Annotated in this window: 16 protein-coding genes and 1 pseudogene; 3 read left to right on the forward strand and 14 right to left on the reverse strand. The window is 39.0% G+C overall.

Features of this window, described 5'->3' with window-relative positions:
* Together RQ763_RS03200 and pheS are read right to left on the reverse strand one after the other, a co-directional pair.
* A pseudogene (locus RQ763_RS03200) lies at positions 1-309 on the reverse strand (phenylalanine--tRNA ligase subunit beta); the annotation flags it as partial.
* Positions 306-1,298 (reverse strand): phenylalanine--tRNA ligase subunit alpha, encoded by a 993-nt coding sequence (gene pheS / locus RQ763_RS03205; RefSeq protein ID WP_314151142.1) that lies wholly within the window; start codon positions 1,296-1,298, stop codon positions 306-308. The gene pheS and the pseudogene RQ763_RS03200, both read right to left, overlap by 4 nt.
* 124 nt (positions 1,299-1,422) lie before the next feature.
* Between pheS and RQ763_RS03210 the strand changes: the two genes are divergently transcribed.
* Together RQ763_RS03210 and RQ763_RS03215 are read left to right on the forward strand one after the other, a co-directional pair.
* Positions 1,423-1,779 (forward strand): histidine triad nucleotide-binding protein, encoded by a 357-nt coding sequence (locus tag RQ763_RS03210; RefSeq protein ID WP_314151144.1) that lies wholly within the window; start codon positions 1,423-1,425, stop codon positions 1,777-1,779.
* A gap of 6 nt (positions 1,780-1,785) precedes the next feature.
* The gene (locus RQ763_RS03215) at positions 1,786-2,970 is read left to right on the forward strand and encodes a murein transglycosylase domain-containing protein (RefSeq protein ID WP_314151145.1); all 1,185 of its coding nucleotides are present in this window, start codon (positions 1,786-1,788) and stop codon (positions 2,968-2,970) included.
* A gap of 96 nt (positions 2,971-3,066) precedes the next feature.
* Here RQ763_RS03215 and RQ763_RS03220 read toward each other — a convergent pair whose 3' ends face one another.
* From RQ763_RS03220 to RQ763_RS03275, 12 genes are all read right to left on the reverse strand, one after another.
* Positions 3,067-3,531, reverse strand: a complete 465-nt coding sequence (locus RQ763_RS03220) for an OsmC family protein (RefSeq protein ID WP_314151146.1) — start codon at positions 3,529-3,531, stop codon at positions 3,067-3,069.
* Between the two features lie 2 nt (positions 3,532-3,533).
* A complete protein-coding gene (gene argH, locus RQ763_RS03225; protein WP_314151147.1) occupies positions 3,534-4,913 on the reverse strand; it encodes an argininosuccinate lyase in 1,380 nt (459 codons plus the stop codon).
* A gap of 116 nt (positions 4,914-5,029) precedes the next feature.
* Positions 5,030-5,365 (reverse strand): cytochrome C, encoded by a 336-nt coding sequence (locus tag RQ763_RS03230; RefSeq protein ID WP_314151148.1) that lies wholly within the window; start codon positions 5,363-5,365, stop codon positions 5,030-5,032.
* Positions 5,366-5,449: 84 nt separating this feature from the next.
* Positions 5,450-7,264: a menaquinone biosynthesis decarboxylase gene (locus RQ763_RS03235; protein ID WP_314151149.1), complete on the reverse strand. Its 1,815-nt coding sequence runs from the start codon at positions 7,262-7,264 to the stop codon at positions 5,450-5,452.
* 1 nt (position 7,265) lies between these two features.
* Entirely contained in the window at positions 7,266-8,207 is a 942-nt protein-coding gene (gene hemC / locus RQ763_RS03240; RefSeq protein ID WP_314151150.1) for a hydroxymethylbilane synthase, read from the reverse strand.
* Positions 8,207-9,028, reverse strand: coding sequence for a thioredoxin domain-containing protein (locus RQ763_RS03245; protein ID WP_314151151.1), 822 nt, complete (start codon positions 9,026-9,028; stop codon positions 8,207-8,209). Before RQ763_RS03245 ends, hemC begins: the two co-directional genes overlap by 1 nt.
* On the reverse strand, positions 8,991-9,419 hold the full coding sequence (locus RQ763_RS03250; protein WP_314151152.1) for an FxsA family protein: 429 nt from the start codon (positions 9,417-9,419) through the stop codon (positions 8,991-8,993). The genes RQ763_RS03245 and RQ763_RS03250 overlap by 38 nt, the downstream gene beginning before the upstream one ends.
* The gene (gene proS / locus RQ763_RS03255; RefSeq protein WP_314151154.1) at positions 9,419-10,726 is read right to left on the reverse strand and encodes a proline--tRNA ligase; all 1,308 of its coding nucleotides are present in this window, start codon (positions 10,724-10,726) and stop codon (positions 9,419-9,421) included. The genes RQ763_RS03250 and proS overlap by 1 nt, the downstream gene beginning before the upstream one ends.
* Entirely contained in the window at positions 10,727-12,025 is a 1,299-nt protein-coding gene (gene hemA, locus RQ763_RS03260; protein ID WP_314151155.1) for a glutamyl-tRNA reductase, read from the reverse strand.
* On the reverse strand, positions 12,025-12,912 hold the full coding sequence (locus RQ763_RS03265) for a polyprenyl synthetase family protein (RefSeq protein ID WP_314151156.1): 888 nt from the start codon (positions 12,910-12,912) through the stop codon (positions 12,025-12,027). Before RQ763_RS03265 ends, hemA begins: the two co-directional genes overlap by 1 nt.
* Entirely contained in the window at positions 12,912-13,253 is a 342-nt protein-coding gene (locus tag RQ763_RS03270; protein ID WP_314151157.1) for a hypothetical protein, read from the reverse strand. The genes RQ763_RS03265 and RQ763_RS03270 overlap by 1 nt, the downstream gene beginning before the upstream one ends.
* Positions 13,254-13,337: 84 nt before the next feature.
* Entirely contained in the window at positions 13,338-13,640 is a 303-nt protein-coding gene (locus tag RQ763_RS03275) for a DUF2018 family protein (RefSeq protein ID WP_294928302.1), read from the reverse strand.
* Positions 13,641-13,790: 150 nt separating this feature from the next.
* Here RQ763_RS03275 and RQ763_RS03280 point away from each other — a divergent pair.
* A partial coding sequence (locus RQ763_RS03280; RefSeq protein ID WP_314151159.1) for an FAD-dependent oxidoreductase occupies positions 13,791-14,344 on the forward strand: 554 nt, incomplete at its 3' end.

The following is a 14,344-nucleotide window of genomic DNA, read 5'->3' on the forward strand; positions in this document are numbered from 1 at the left end:
TGTCAATCCGCCTGGCATTATGGCACCTATTGTCGCGACTACTACATCAAGACCTGCTCTGACATTTGAAGCCCCGCACACAATTTGACGCACGCTAGAACCCAAATCAACCTGACAGATATTGAGTTTATCCGCATCCGGATGTTTTTTACAATCCAACACTCTGCCAAATACTATCTTTTTAGGAACGTCGTACGTTGATACGCTATCTACTTCAAGACCTATTGAGTTAAATGTTTTTATAAGCTCTTCTGTGGAGACTCCGCTCAAATCTATCCACTCGTTTAACCAACTTCTAGTAACTATCATCGAAACTGCTCCAGCAACTTAATATCTCCCTCAAAAAGTGAACGAAGATCGCCTATATGATGAATAAGCATTGCAAATCTCTCCACACCAAGACCAAAAGCGTATCCACTTACATTTTCATACTTTACCGCTTCAAAAACATTCGGGTCTACTATGCCGCAGCCAAGCACTTCAAGCCATCCTGTTTTAGAACAGACTCTGCACCCTTTTCCCTTACAAAAAACACACGAAATATCAACCTCTGCCGAAGGCTCCGTGAAGGGAAAAAAACTAGGACGAAAACGAACATCTACGTCACCGAACATATACTTTAAAAAATCTTCTAAAATAAATTTCAGGTTTGCAAAAGAGACTTTTCCCTCTTCATCGACTAAAAGCCCCTCTACTTGATGAAACATCGGAGTATGCGTAATATCGTAATCTCTTCTAAAAACTGCACCAGGTGCTATCATACGAATTGGCGGTTTAGTGCTCATCATTGTTCTTATTTGAACAGGAGAAGTATGCGTGCGAAGTAGCATCTCGTCTCTGAAATAGAAAGTATCTTGCATATCACGGGCAGGATGATATTTTGGAAGATTTAGCGCTTCAAAGTTGTTAAAATCATCTTCTACCATATCTCCTGTTTTAACTGCAAAATTCATAGATGAAAAATACTCAACAATTCTATCCATAGTCTCCATAACCGGATGAAGCGCACCAGACTCAGAGTTTGAACCATACATAGAAACATCTATCGCTTCTGCTCTCATGAGGGCTTCTAACTCCAATGTTTGCAGAACTGTTTTTCTCTGCACGAGTTCATTCATCAGCGTATTTTTATGAGTGTTTAACTCTTGTGCAATTTTTGATTTTTCCTCGTCCGATGCAGTTTTCATTTTGGCAAATTCTGCCGCTAAAACACCTTTTTTTCCAAACACGGCTATACGAATCTCTTCAATCCGTTCAACACTCCGTGCCTCTTTTATTGCGTCATACCACTCTTTCAATAGAATCACCCATAGTTGAGGGGAATACCCTCTTAAATTTTAGAAAAGATTATAGTCAAATATAATTTATATATAGCTTCATTTGCTATTTTATATGTTACAATAAATAAAAAAAGAGGCGCAGATGTGCATATTTTGCAAGATTATAAACAACGAAATTCCCTCAAACACAATCCTGGAAAATGAAGACTTTATGGCGTTTCATGACATAAACCCAAAAGCTCCGGTTCACGTGCTTGTCATTCCAAAATTACACGTAGATAGCTTTAACGAAGTAAGCCCACAAACCATGAAAGGCATGACGAAGTTCATGCAAGACGTTGCAAAAGAGATGGGAATAGACAAAAGCGGTTATAGAGTAATTACAAATGTCGGCGACAACGGCGGACAAGAGGTAAAACACTTGCACTTTCATATAGTAGGCGGTGCTAAACTTGCATGGTCACACTTAAGCGATGCCGATCCTATGGGGAAATTTTAAGAGACTATGTTCGTTAAAACCCTGATCTCTCTATCTCTGTCCTCACTGCTTTTAGCGCAAATTGTAGACGATTTTAAAAACACGCAGATGGAGACTTTTGAGGCTCAAAAAAATCAATTTGACTCCTATAAAACAGATCTTGATGATGAGTTTAGCTCCTATCAAGAGTCACTCCAAAAAGAGTACGACGAGTATAAAAAAGAGTTGAGCATATTCTGGGAAGAGCCCATTATGTCGACGAAAAAACGATGGGTAGCTTATAGTGAAGATAAAAAAACCAGAACAGACGTTGATTTTGAAAATGAGACGATTGTTGTTGAAACTATAGCGTCATCTGAGCAAGAGGCGAACGAAAAACTAAAAAAAGCTCTCGCTAATGTGATTACGATAGATACAAAAAAGGCTCATGAGAGAGATCCTCTTGAGCAGAGATTAACGAGGGTAAAAAAACCCTCTTCATTCGCAGATACCAAAATCGAACCAGAACCTATTCTCTCAACCGTTATATTTGATAAAGAACCCTCAAAAGATGCTCTTATCTCCTATGTCAACGAAAAAACAAAAGATAAGAATATCAGATCAAGCAGTTCAAAAAAAGTAAAAGGCGCAAGAGTCTATACACTAAATATCTCAATGCCCTCAGATGCGATGCTAAAGAGATCTAGGGTTTACTATGACGAGGTTAAAAAACAGTCGTTAAAACAGAATATTCCACTGCCTCTTATATTTGCAGTTATCCACTCTGAGAGCAGTTACAATCCAAGAGCAAGATCACATGTGCCGGCTTACGGTTTGATGCAGATAGTCCCTAAAACTGCAGGTATTGACAGCTATCTATTTTTATATAAAGAGAGAAAACTCCTCTCTGAAAGCTATCTCTACGACAGCAAAAATAATATTACCATGGGAAGTGCATACCTGCATATACTTTACTATAAATATCTAAGCAAGATAAATGACCCTAAGAGCCGCTTATACTGCACTATTGCAGCATATAATACCGGAGCGGGAAATGTCGCATGGGCATTTACTAAAACAAACAATATGCACAAAGCTGCTCCAATCATTAATGCTTTGACGCCGGATGAAGTTTACGATGCACTGCTTAGAGATTTGAAATATGATGAGCCTAGAGAGTACCTCAAAAAGGTCTCAAAAAGAATGACTTCTTATCATAAAGCTTATCAATAATATTGCTTTAGGAGGTTGTAGGGACTTCAGTCCCTGCCACAAAACGAAGTTTCTTTAGAAAAACGGACGCGTTCGTTTTAGTGCGTACATCAGTTACTATGAGGGGCAGCTCTCGATCTCGCCCATATCTATCTTGCTTCCACCGCCAGATATCATCTTCTCATTCTTTCTGATTTTATTTCCGTTATGAGTTATGGAGTATGAGATAACTACAGAGTCTCTGATGGTGTTGATTGTAGAGCAGTATGTCTCTAAAGATGCCATAACCCAGCGAGCTGCCATCATGTCATCACCGTCTGAATTAAAACTGTACTCAAGATGCAGAGTGTTGAACTTTCTTGGATGATCATCGTTTCTTATAGCATCTCCGTCTACAACGAGGTTCGTAACTGTTTTGCCTTGATTTTTAGGCAACAAAACAATGTCTGTCGCGCTGCATGTGATTATTCCAGCTAAAAAGTACTCAACAGGCGTTATCTGCGGGCAGTCTATTATAAAACTGCTATTCTGTGTTTTAGCCTCAAATTTCATCTCGTTTAAATGTGATACTGTAACTTTCATCTCTATTTCTCCAAAAAATTTCTAAAATACTCTAGTTGTTCTTCAGTTCTTTGTGTTGATGTTCCGCCTGCAGAAGTTCTTGCATTCATTGAGTTTGTAATTGAGAGAAACTCTAAAACATCTTCGCTGATTCTCTCATCTATCTCTTGAAGATAACGAAGTTCTATTTCGCTCAAGTCAATCTTTAGCTCTTCGCTTTTTGCAACTGCCTTGCCGGTAATAAAGTGCGCCTCTCTAAAAGGAATATTGCACTTTTGAACCAAATAGTCCGCCAAATCGGTGGCACTTAGGTGCCCTACTTTACAAGCGCTATTCATGTTTTGCTCTTTTACCTGCATAGTCTTTATAGCCTCTTTTAGTATCTCTAAAGAGATCTCTGCCGTCTCTACTGAGTCAAAAACACCCTCTTTGTCCTCTTGCGTATCTTTATTGTACGCCAAAGGAAGAGCTTTCATAACAGTCAAAAGTCCCATCAAAGAGCCGTAAACACGCCCTGTTTTGCCGCGAAGAAGTTCCGGAACGTCAGGATTTTTTTTCTGCGGCATTATTGAAGAGCCCGTAGAGTACTCATCACTAAGCTCTACAAATCTAAACTCATAGCTTGACCACATAACAAGCTCTTCGCTTAAACGGGAAATATGCATCATCATAGTAGAGATATTGAACAAAATCTCCAGTGCAAAATCCCTGTCGCTTACGGTATCTAAGCAGTTAACACTCACACTCTCAAACCCCAGAAGCTTTGCCGTCATGTCTCTGTCTATTTTATGAGGAGTTCCTGCAAGTGCTGCACAACCAAGTGGAGAGACGTTATTTCTTACATAAGAGCTCTCAAATCTCTCAATATCTCTTTTAAACATGGAGAGATATGCACCAAGATGGAAGGCAAAGTTAATTGGCTGTGCATGTTGGAGATGTGTCATACCAGGTATTAGTGTCTGCGTATGTTTTGAAGCAACTACCAGTACCTCATGCATCAATAGCTTCAGTGCATCTACAAGTTCCAAATTTTTACGAAGCACATAGCGGCGAAAATCTACTGCAATCTGATCATTTCTGCTTCTTGCTGTATGGAGTTTTTTTCCTGTATCGCCGATGATAGCGGTTAAACGCTTCTCAATTCCCATATGAAGATCTTCATCGGATATTTTCCACTCAAATACGCCTGATTCTATCTCCTCTTTAACTTGAGAGAGTCCTTGTTTGATTTGAGCAAGCTCATCAGCTGTTAAAATGCCCTGTTTTGCAAGCATCCCAGCATGGGCCAAAGAGCCTTCAATATCTTCACGATAAAGTTTTCTATCAAACATGATGGAGGCGTTAAACTGATCTAAAAGATTTGATGCGCCCGCAGAAAAACGACCTGACCACATTTTTTCCATAATTATTTCCTTAATAGATTAAAAAGTTTGGTATTTTAGCTAAATTAAGTGATTTTACAAAGTGAAGAGTGTTTCAGAGATGAAGCAAATACTTCAAATCTCTGTTGCAAGTGTATTTAATTACAAGCCGGTACGTTACCGCTGTCTTTTGCGTATTCAAGTAAAAAGTCTTCCAAATGTCTAGTGTTTTTTGAAAACTTTTTACTTTCAAAATATTTATGAGACTTTTTAGCCTTCTCGCTGCTTAAGTGAATCTCTTTGAGTCTTTTTCCCTTAGCCCTCGTATAACTTTTCCACTCCATCTTTCTTTTTGTTGCGATGTAACTTTGTCCGGCTTTATGGCAACTGACGCAATTTCTTACGAATTCTCTCTGCCCTTTATATATCGCAGCGCTTGCACTTATCGATGTAAAAATAACTACCGAAAGGACGAGCATTAAAAACTTATTCATACGTCAAACCCCTATAATGATTAGCTATGTTACATCACTATTTATTATATTAACCTTATAATAACAGAAAAAGAGATTAAATAATTATAATTGAAACTTTTCATACATTTTATCGTTCAGATCCCACACACCTTTTTGTTTTAGGGCATCTACGACACTCTCTGTGCACTCAACATCATCAGGCCACTCTCTGCTAAATCCATCAAGCAGATTCTTGTTTGTTCCGTCAATTCCGACCATCAATCCAGAGATAAAAATATCTCTCATAGCATCTATATTGTTTGTAACTCTCCAAATAAGCATATATGGATTAAATATATCATTTTTTGCTTCATCGACAAATACGACCACTCTTATATGCATGCTGAGCGTTACAAGGGCATCAAAATAGTTTTTTGCATTTTTTGTTTTATTTACAGAGATTACGGTTATAGGATTTTTTGTTCTTCTCATAAATTGATGCAAAGCAACTGCATCAGGAACAATCTCCTTGACTCTGGCGAACAGCTCTTCATCACCCAGTAGCTGAGGCGCTTCCACCTTGTTTGCAGATGTAGCATCTATACCGAGTTTTCCGCCTACAAGAGTCTCTGGAGAGGAGTGATCTAGGGCATCTAAAATTCCCTCTGTGATAAAGAGAGAGTTTGGTGAAAATCTGTCAAGTATATATGTTGCAACAGCTTCGTAGTTCTCAAGCGTCGGAGCATTTTCGTCCAAAAATATAGCATGCTTTACAAAACTCATCTGTCCTGCACCCCAAAAAGCGTGCATAAACTGCTTTGCATGCCCCTTATAGAGCGGTTTCATCTTCGCTAAAATAAGATTGTGGAAACCTGCATTCTCGGGCATATGATAATCAAGCAGATCGGGTGCGGTCGTTTTTAGAAGAGGGAAAAATATTTTCCCGGTTGCCCAGCCCATATACTTATCTTCAAGCGGCGGCTTTCCTACAACTGTAGCCAAAAAGACCGGCTTTTTTTTCGTAGTTATAGCGCTGACTTCCATAACGGGATATGGCTCTTTGAGCGTATAGTAACCGGTATGATCCCCAAAAGGACCCTCAACTCTTAAATCATGAGTATCCACCCAACCCTCAATGACATAATCAACATCTTGGGGAATATATAGAGGCGTTGTGAGCGATTTTACAAGCTTTGCACTCTCTTTTTTTATAAGTCCATACATCAACAGCTCATTTACACCGTATGGAAGCGGAGCCGTAGCACACCATGTATAGAGCGGATCTCCGCCGATTGCAACAGTTACCGGCATCTTTTTGCCGGCTTTTTGGTACTGATCAAAAAAGTGAGACGAATCTTTATGAATCTGCCAATGCATCCCCAAATGATTTTCGTCATAAACTTGAAGTCTATACATGCCGAGATTTACCATTTCGCCGTCCAAACTCTGCGTATAGACCTGACCCATAGTAATGAAAGGTCCGCCATCTTGCTCCCATGTAGTGAGAACCGGAAGGTTATATAGGTCTATATCTTTATCTAAATATTTTACCTGCTGGCATGCACCGCTGCCTTTTAATTTTTTTGGAAAGATATTTTTAAGAGCAAAAAGTTCGCTTGCCATTGAGAGTTTGTTGAAAAAACCTTCGGGCGGCTTCATATGAAGCAGTTTTGTAATCTCATCTGCGACCGACTCTATACTTCTTCCAAAGAGCAACTCACAACGTCTGTATGAACCAAAAACATTCATAAAAACGCTCTCTTGAAACTTTTTCCCGCTTTTCTTATCGACTACGTTTGTAAAAAGTAGTGCCTTGCCGCCATCTTTCTTCTTAACTTCCGCATAAGCCAAGTGAGGTATTTCAAGATATATATCAAGCTCTTCCTCAATAACTCTTAGTTCATCATTTTTTCTAAGAAGCTCGATGGTTCTCTTCATTCTATTTGTTTTCCATCATTGCTTCAGCACGTGCAAGCAGCTCTTTGGCACCTTTTGCTATAAACTCTGCCGCCATCTCTCTGCCTACGCTTTGGTAATCTTTTTTAGAAGTTATTTTTGAATCACTAAGCATCTCTGTTCCATCAGGAAGACCCAAAACCGCTCTAATGCTTACGTTTCCATCCTCTAAAACAGATGCATTTACACCGATTGGCACCTGACATCCGCCCTCAAGAACATCAACAAAAGATCTCTCAATAGTTGTCTCTATTCTGCTGTACTCATCTTCAAGTCCGGCAACTATTTTTAAAACCTCCGCATCATTTACCGCTTCAATTCCTAGCGCTCCCTGCCCCATAGATGGAATCATCTCATCTAAGGAAATTGGGTAGACATGTTGAACCGCATCAAGTAGTGAGAGTCTATTTATTCCAGCTGCCGCTAAAATAATAGCATCAAACTCTCCCTCTTTTAGCTTTCTTATTCTTGTGTCGACATTGCCTCTTAAATCTTTGATGATTAAATCAGGACGAAGTTTCTCTATCTGCATACGGCGGCGAAGAGAAGATGTTCCAACTACAGCACCCCGTGGAAGCGAATCGATGTTTGCATACTTTTCGGAGAGAAGTGCATCTCTGCAATCCTCTCTCTCTGTAATTGCTGCCAAAAGAAGCCCATCAGGCATTACAGTCGGAACATCTTTAAGTGAGTGAACAGCAATTTGCGCCTCGCCTCTTAGCATTGCTTCCTCAAGCTCTTTTAAAAACAGACCCTTGCCCCCTATTTTTGAAAGTGCTCTGTCTTGAATCCTGTCTCCAGTCGTCACTATAACATTAAGCTCAACCTCTAAACCAGGATTTTGCTCCTCTAAAATAGCCTTTATATGATTAGACTGCCAAAGTGCAAGCTGTGAACCCCTTGTCGCTATTACCAATTTTTCCATTATTTTGCCTCTTTATATTTCATTTTTGTTTTATCTAATTTTCCGTCAAAGAAGACCATCGGAGTACCGTTGACCATCATCATATCAGCAATCTGCAGATCACTTTTAAAATGGGCCGTAACTTCTTTTGAGAGAAGTTCAAACGGCTTGATGTTTGAGTTCATCGTCTTGTTAAACTCGGCTAAAATCTTATCATGAGATCTCTCTTTTGGATCTACCTTAACTTTGTAGAGATCAAGGACTACGTTTTTTCTCCCCTTTAACTCAAGCGCAATAGCCGCCTTTACCAACTCAACTGCAGCTGGATGAAGCGTCTCTAGTGGGAAGTGATAATAATATACTGCATATTTATTAGGCTCTTTTTTCATATGATTGATTGCTTCGGGAACGTAAGATTTACAAAATGGACATAGCGGATCTGAGAAAATTGCAACTCTGTATTTTGCATTTGTATTTCCTGAGATCAGGTTCTCTCTTTTGTAATACTCATCTTTAAAAGGAATAGAGACAAAATCGTTCATCGCTTTGGCACTTTGTATATCAAAGAGCTCTTTTGTTATAACCTCTCCATCTGAGAACCAGAGCATCTTTTGAACTACCTGTCGCCCATCTTTTTTTAAAATAGCATCCAACTCTACGACATACGCGCTCCAATTTTTATGCTCTTGGACTCTGTTTTTACTCAAAATTCTAACATTCATAGATTTTATATTTGGATTATTATCAAAACTATTCTCTATAAAAGTCTCTATTTTTTGATTTAAATCTTCCGCATATGCAAAACTACTTGTTATTAGTATTGTCGCTAATAATTTCAACATCAATGACATCATTATCCTTTTTTAAACTGTTGTATTCTTCTTCTTTTTTACATCTGTCTGATTTTACATTATAACGATTAACAAGCATAGTCGTAAATATACTAAACTGTAGCAAAGCCCCGACTATATCCGTTAAAAAACCGGGGATTATAAGCAAAATTGCGCCTATTATAGTAAAAAGATTGAGACTCTGAAACTGTTCTAAATCTATACAGTTGTATGATACAGCCATAAAATTTTCTCTAAGCGTTGCTTTGAAATTCGCCAATATCATCAAACCTATAAATGCGCTGATGAGTATCTCAAAGAATGTTGCCAATCCGCCGATGGCAGATGATATGTTTACCGAGATAATTACTTCCAAAAAAAGATAAACTATAAAATATATCATTACTTAAGAAGTTCCGTTATTTTTTCATAAACTTCATCCGCTTTTACAGGAGTGTTCTCTTTTGTTTTTCTATCAAATATCTGAACCAAGCCGTTCTCAAGCTCTTTTCCTACTATGACGGTGTATGGAAAACCTATAAGCTCTGCATCTTTCATCTTAAAACCGAATCTCTCTTTTCTATCATCTATTGTAACCTCTACACCTGCGCTCTTTAGTCTGCTGTAAAGCTCTTCGCCAAGAGAGTTTTGAGCATCATCTTTTATGTTTGAGACCAAGATGTTTACCATGTAGGGAGCAGTTGATTTTGTCCAGACACACCCCTCTTCATCATGGTTTTGCTCAATAACGGCTGCCACAAGTCTGCTTACGCCTATACCAAATGTTGCCATCTCAAAAGGTTTTGCTCTGCCGTTTTCATCATTAAAGTGCGCTTCTAAAGCCGATGAGTATTTGGTGCCAAGCTGAAAAATATGCCCAACTTCAATCCCCTTTTTGAAATGGAGTTCAGATCCGCAAGAGCAGCGCTTCTCAATACTTAACTCTTGAATCTCCTCATAAGATTTCGCCTTAAGAGCATCAATCTCCTCTTCACTCTCATAGATAGTCTCTATATTTGCACCGTAATCACAAGCTTCGCATACAACAAGGGTATCTTCGCCGCTATTTGCCAAAACATGAAACTCTTTGCTCCCCTCTCCGCCGATAGCACCGCTGTCAGCCGCAACTACTCTAAAATCAAGCCCGAGTCTTGTAAAGATTTTTTTATAGGTCACTTCCATAAGATCGAACTCTCTTATCATATCCTCTACAGATGAGTGAAAAGAGTAACCGTCTTTCATTAAAAATTCACGACCGCGCATAAGCCCGTATCTAGGTCTTGCTTCATCACGAAATTTGGTGTTAATCTGGTATAGATTCAGAGGAAGGTCTTTATAGCTAGTGACTCTGTTTTTTACCATCTCAACCATAGCTTCTTCGTTTGTGGGACTAAGCACAAACTCGCTTACATGTCTGTCTTTTATACGGAGCATCTCTTTTCCCATAGTTTCAGATCTGCCGCTTCTCTCCCATAGCCCGATTGGCGTTACAAAGCTAAGCTGTACCTCTTGACACCCTGCAAGGTCCAACTCCTCTTTTACAATTGCTCTGATTTTTTCTAACACAATCTTGCCTAAAGGCATAAAATTATAAAGTCCGGCACCTTGGCTGTTTATAAAACCGCCTCTGAGTAAAAATTTATGGCTTGGCAGTGTTGCATCGGATGGTGCCTCTTTTGTTGTCGGGACAAACGCTCTGCTTCTTCTCAATTATTTTCCTTCTATAATGTTTAAGGCATGCTCACATTTATATTTATCTGGCATATCTTTCTTATCTTTTTGTATTAAAAACTGTAGAGCACTCGTTACCATGTCCGCTTTTGACTCCTCTGAAATACTGCGCATTTTTGAGGTCATTTCATGAAGGAACCTCTTCATCGTCTGTTCGCTCATCTTGGTGATTTGCGCCTCATACTCTTTTGGAACAAACCCTTTTTTTATCACTCTTTGCGTCTCTAATCTTACGGCTTCAAAAGCTTTTTCGTATATCTCTTTAATCATAGGCTCAATATTTAAGGTGTTCAACCACTCAAAAAACTCTACGGTACTTCTGCCCACAATGGTGTGAGCCTTTCTTGCACTATCTTCACGAAGAGACATATTTTCATCTACAATATTCTTCAAATCATCAATCACGTAGAGGTTTATTCGCTCCCCTTTATGGTAATTAATGTCACGCGGAAGTGCCATATCAAACCAAAATCTGTCAAAATCACGCGTCTCTATAATCTCATCTGTTATTATAGGTTCTGAGGCTGAAGTTGCGGTAAAAAGAATCTCAAACTCATTTACTGCTTTTGGAAGTTCGCACATGTCTAAAACTTTAGCGCCGCACTCATCTGCCAATTTTTTAGCCTTGCTAGCTGTTCTGTTCATAATATAGACATCGGCACCGCTAGAGATAAGATGTTTAGCCGTAATCTCCGACATCTCCCCGACTCCGATAACCAAGGCTTTTTTACCCTCAACGCTCTCTAAAACAGACTTTAGTTTTGCAACCGCTACACTAGCGATTGAAACCGGTTTTGAAGATATATCGGTTGCATTTCTCACTTTTGCCGCACATTTAAAAGCATGGTGCATCGCACGAGCTAGCTTTTGACCGCAAAAACCCTTGTCGTAGGAGAATCTAAAAGCATCTTTAAGCTGTCCCGCGATTTGCGTCTCGCCGACAACCATAGAGTCAAGAGAGGATGCAACTGAAAATATATGATGAATGGCGCTGCTGTCATCAAATATGCTCGCCCTTCCCTCAAGCTCATCGATAGAGATGCCAGATCTTGCCGTCAACATCTCAAAAATATGCTGAGTTGCGACTTCTACATCGCTGCAGCTGCAAAATACTTCCATGCGGTTACACGTAGAGATTAGAATCGACTCATTTATTGCGGGGCTTGCGTTTAACTTGGTTAAACATCCCCTTTTTGCCTGTTCATCTTTGTAAGAGAGTTTCTCTCTAACTTCCATTGTTGAGTTTTTATGTGAAAAACTTATATTTAAATAGTGCATCAATAACTTCTTTTTATCATAGTCTGTAAAATATTTATGAGCTGTTCGTCATCTCTCATCGCATTCATCGCCTCGTCTGATAATTTTTGCGCCAACTCAAAAGATTTTTCAATGCTCTTGTGCTCTTGCATCTTGCCTCTGATCCATGCGCTCTCATCTTCGCTTAAAACTTTAGCATGAAGATTTTTTAGCTTCTCTTTCTCGTCGTTATGCATGACTCTGTAAAGATAAATATATGGCAGTGTGCATTTACCTTCTACAAAATCATTCATTGCAGGTTTTCCAAGAGTTGTTTCGTCGCTTGTGATGTCGAGTATGTCGTCTATTATCTGAAAAGAGAGCCCTAGATTTCTTCCATAAAGTGCGTGAGAGATTGGGTCTTTGCCTTCTAAAATGGCAGCCCCGTGAGCTGCAGCTTCAATAAGGGTGGCTGTTTTAAGGTATAACATCTCAAGATATTTCTCTTCATCATCATTAAAACTCTCAGCCATTTTAACATCCATCATTTCGCCTTTACTAAGTGCGGTAACACTTGAGGCAATTATCTTGGCAATATCTCTGTCAAACAAGACCAGCTCACTAAAAGCTTTTGAGTATAAAATATCTCCTAACATCACGGCATTTTTGCTTCCCTCAGTTGCATTCACAGAAGCAGTTCCGCGTCTTAGGGTTGCTTCATCTATTACATCATCATGAAGCAGGCTCGCAGCGTGGATAAGCTCAACAATAGCCGCTAAAAGAGGAGCTTTCTCGCTTGAGGGTGCAATCTTTAAAATAAGTTTTGCGCGGAGTCTTTTACCGCCTGAAAGCGTACTAAAAAGACGTGTTACTTCGTCATACTCTATCTCCCCAATCAATCTTTCTATTTCGCTCTCAACTCTTTGCATCATCCCTCTTTAGCCATCTTTAAATACTCAAGCACAATCTGTCCCTTATCGTCGGATAAAAATATTTCAAACAGCGCCTCTTTTGATTTTTGATCAAACTCTTTAAATTTCACCAACATATAGGGCGTATTGTAAAAATCCGCGCCTCTTGGCTTTAACTCAACTCTGAAACTTTGGTTTTTATGCCTTAAGTAGAGTACATTTTGAGCAACAACTTTGTCGTATGATCTAAAAACTACCAATCCACCATTTTTATATAGCGTCCATCTAAATTTAAAAACTTTTTCTTTATTGTCATATTTTACAAGAATTTTCTTTTGCTCATCTTTTTTCAGTGACATTTCTCTGCTTTGTACAAAATTATTGGCAAATATGAAACTAAAACTAAGTAGCAAGAGGGTAAATAGTCGTAAAACTGTTTTCAACTATTCGCTCTTTGTTAAAATTGCACCCATCATTTCGATATACAGATTTTTTGCAAAATCATCAACTTCATCTCTTCTAGAAAGAGTGTAAGCGCGAATCTCTTTTTCTACCTCATCGCCGTCATCACTAAATTTATCGCCACATCGCTCTCTCATCATCATCTCCATGGCAGCAGCTCTGTCGATAAATTTTTCAATCTCATATCTTACTACATCGTTGTTTGCATTGAAAATAACATCCATTAGTTTGCTCTTAGGCGAGCCGGTTAGTAGATCATCTTCATCATCAAAAAGTCCATACATTTTATATCCTATAGTTATATATTTGCGCGATTATAACATCACAAAAACAATATCTACTTGAAAATTAACCATTAAGGCTTTATTTTCTATAATGCCAAAATGAAAATATATGACTTCTTAATAATCGGAGCCGGAAGTGCGGGATGCAACATGGCTTATTTTTTACACAAAGAGAACAAAAGTGTTGCACTCATAGACAGAGAGGCGATTGCTGGAGGTGCAAGCGGCGCAGCAGGAGCTTTTTTATCTCCTCTACCCGGCAAGACAAATCCTTATAACTCTTTAGTAAACGAGGCACTAGAGTTCTCTTTGAGTTTTTATCAAAAGCTGCTGCCAAAAGCGGTGGATAAAAAGGGTGTTCTTAGGGTTGCTAACGGTAATTTCGATGAGGGTAAACTCTCCAAAAACAGCATGACATGTGAGCATTATGACACTAAAAAATTGCATAAGATATCAAAAGACTTTATGGATATCGAGGGTTACTTTTATGAAAATGCAGCAGTTATAGAGCCTGTGCAGATCTGCCATGAGTTAACCAAAGGGTGTGATTTTTACAAAAAAGATATACAAGAGCTCTGTTTTGAGGACGGCATCTACACTCTAGAAGATATAAAAGCCAAAAATATCATCCTAGCTCAAGGGGTAAGCAGCTCTTTGGTAAAGATTCCCTATATGCAGATATCGCCGATCTTTGGACTTAGAAT

This window comes from Sulfurimonas sp. (assembly GCF_032250635.1).
Lineage (GTDB): Bacteria > Campylobacterota > Campylobacteria > Campylobacterales > Sulfurimonadaceae > Sulfurimonas.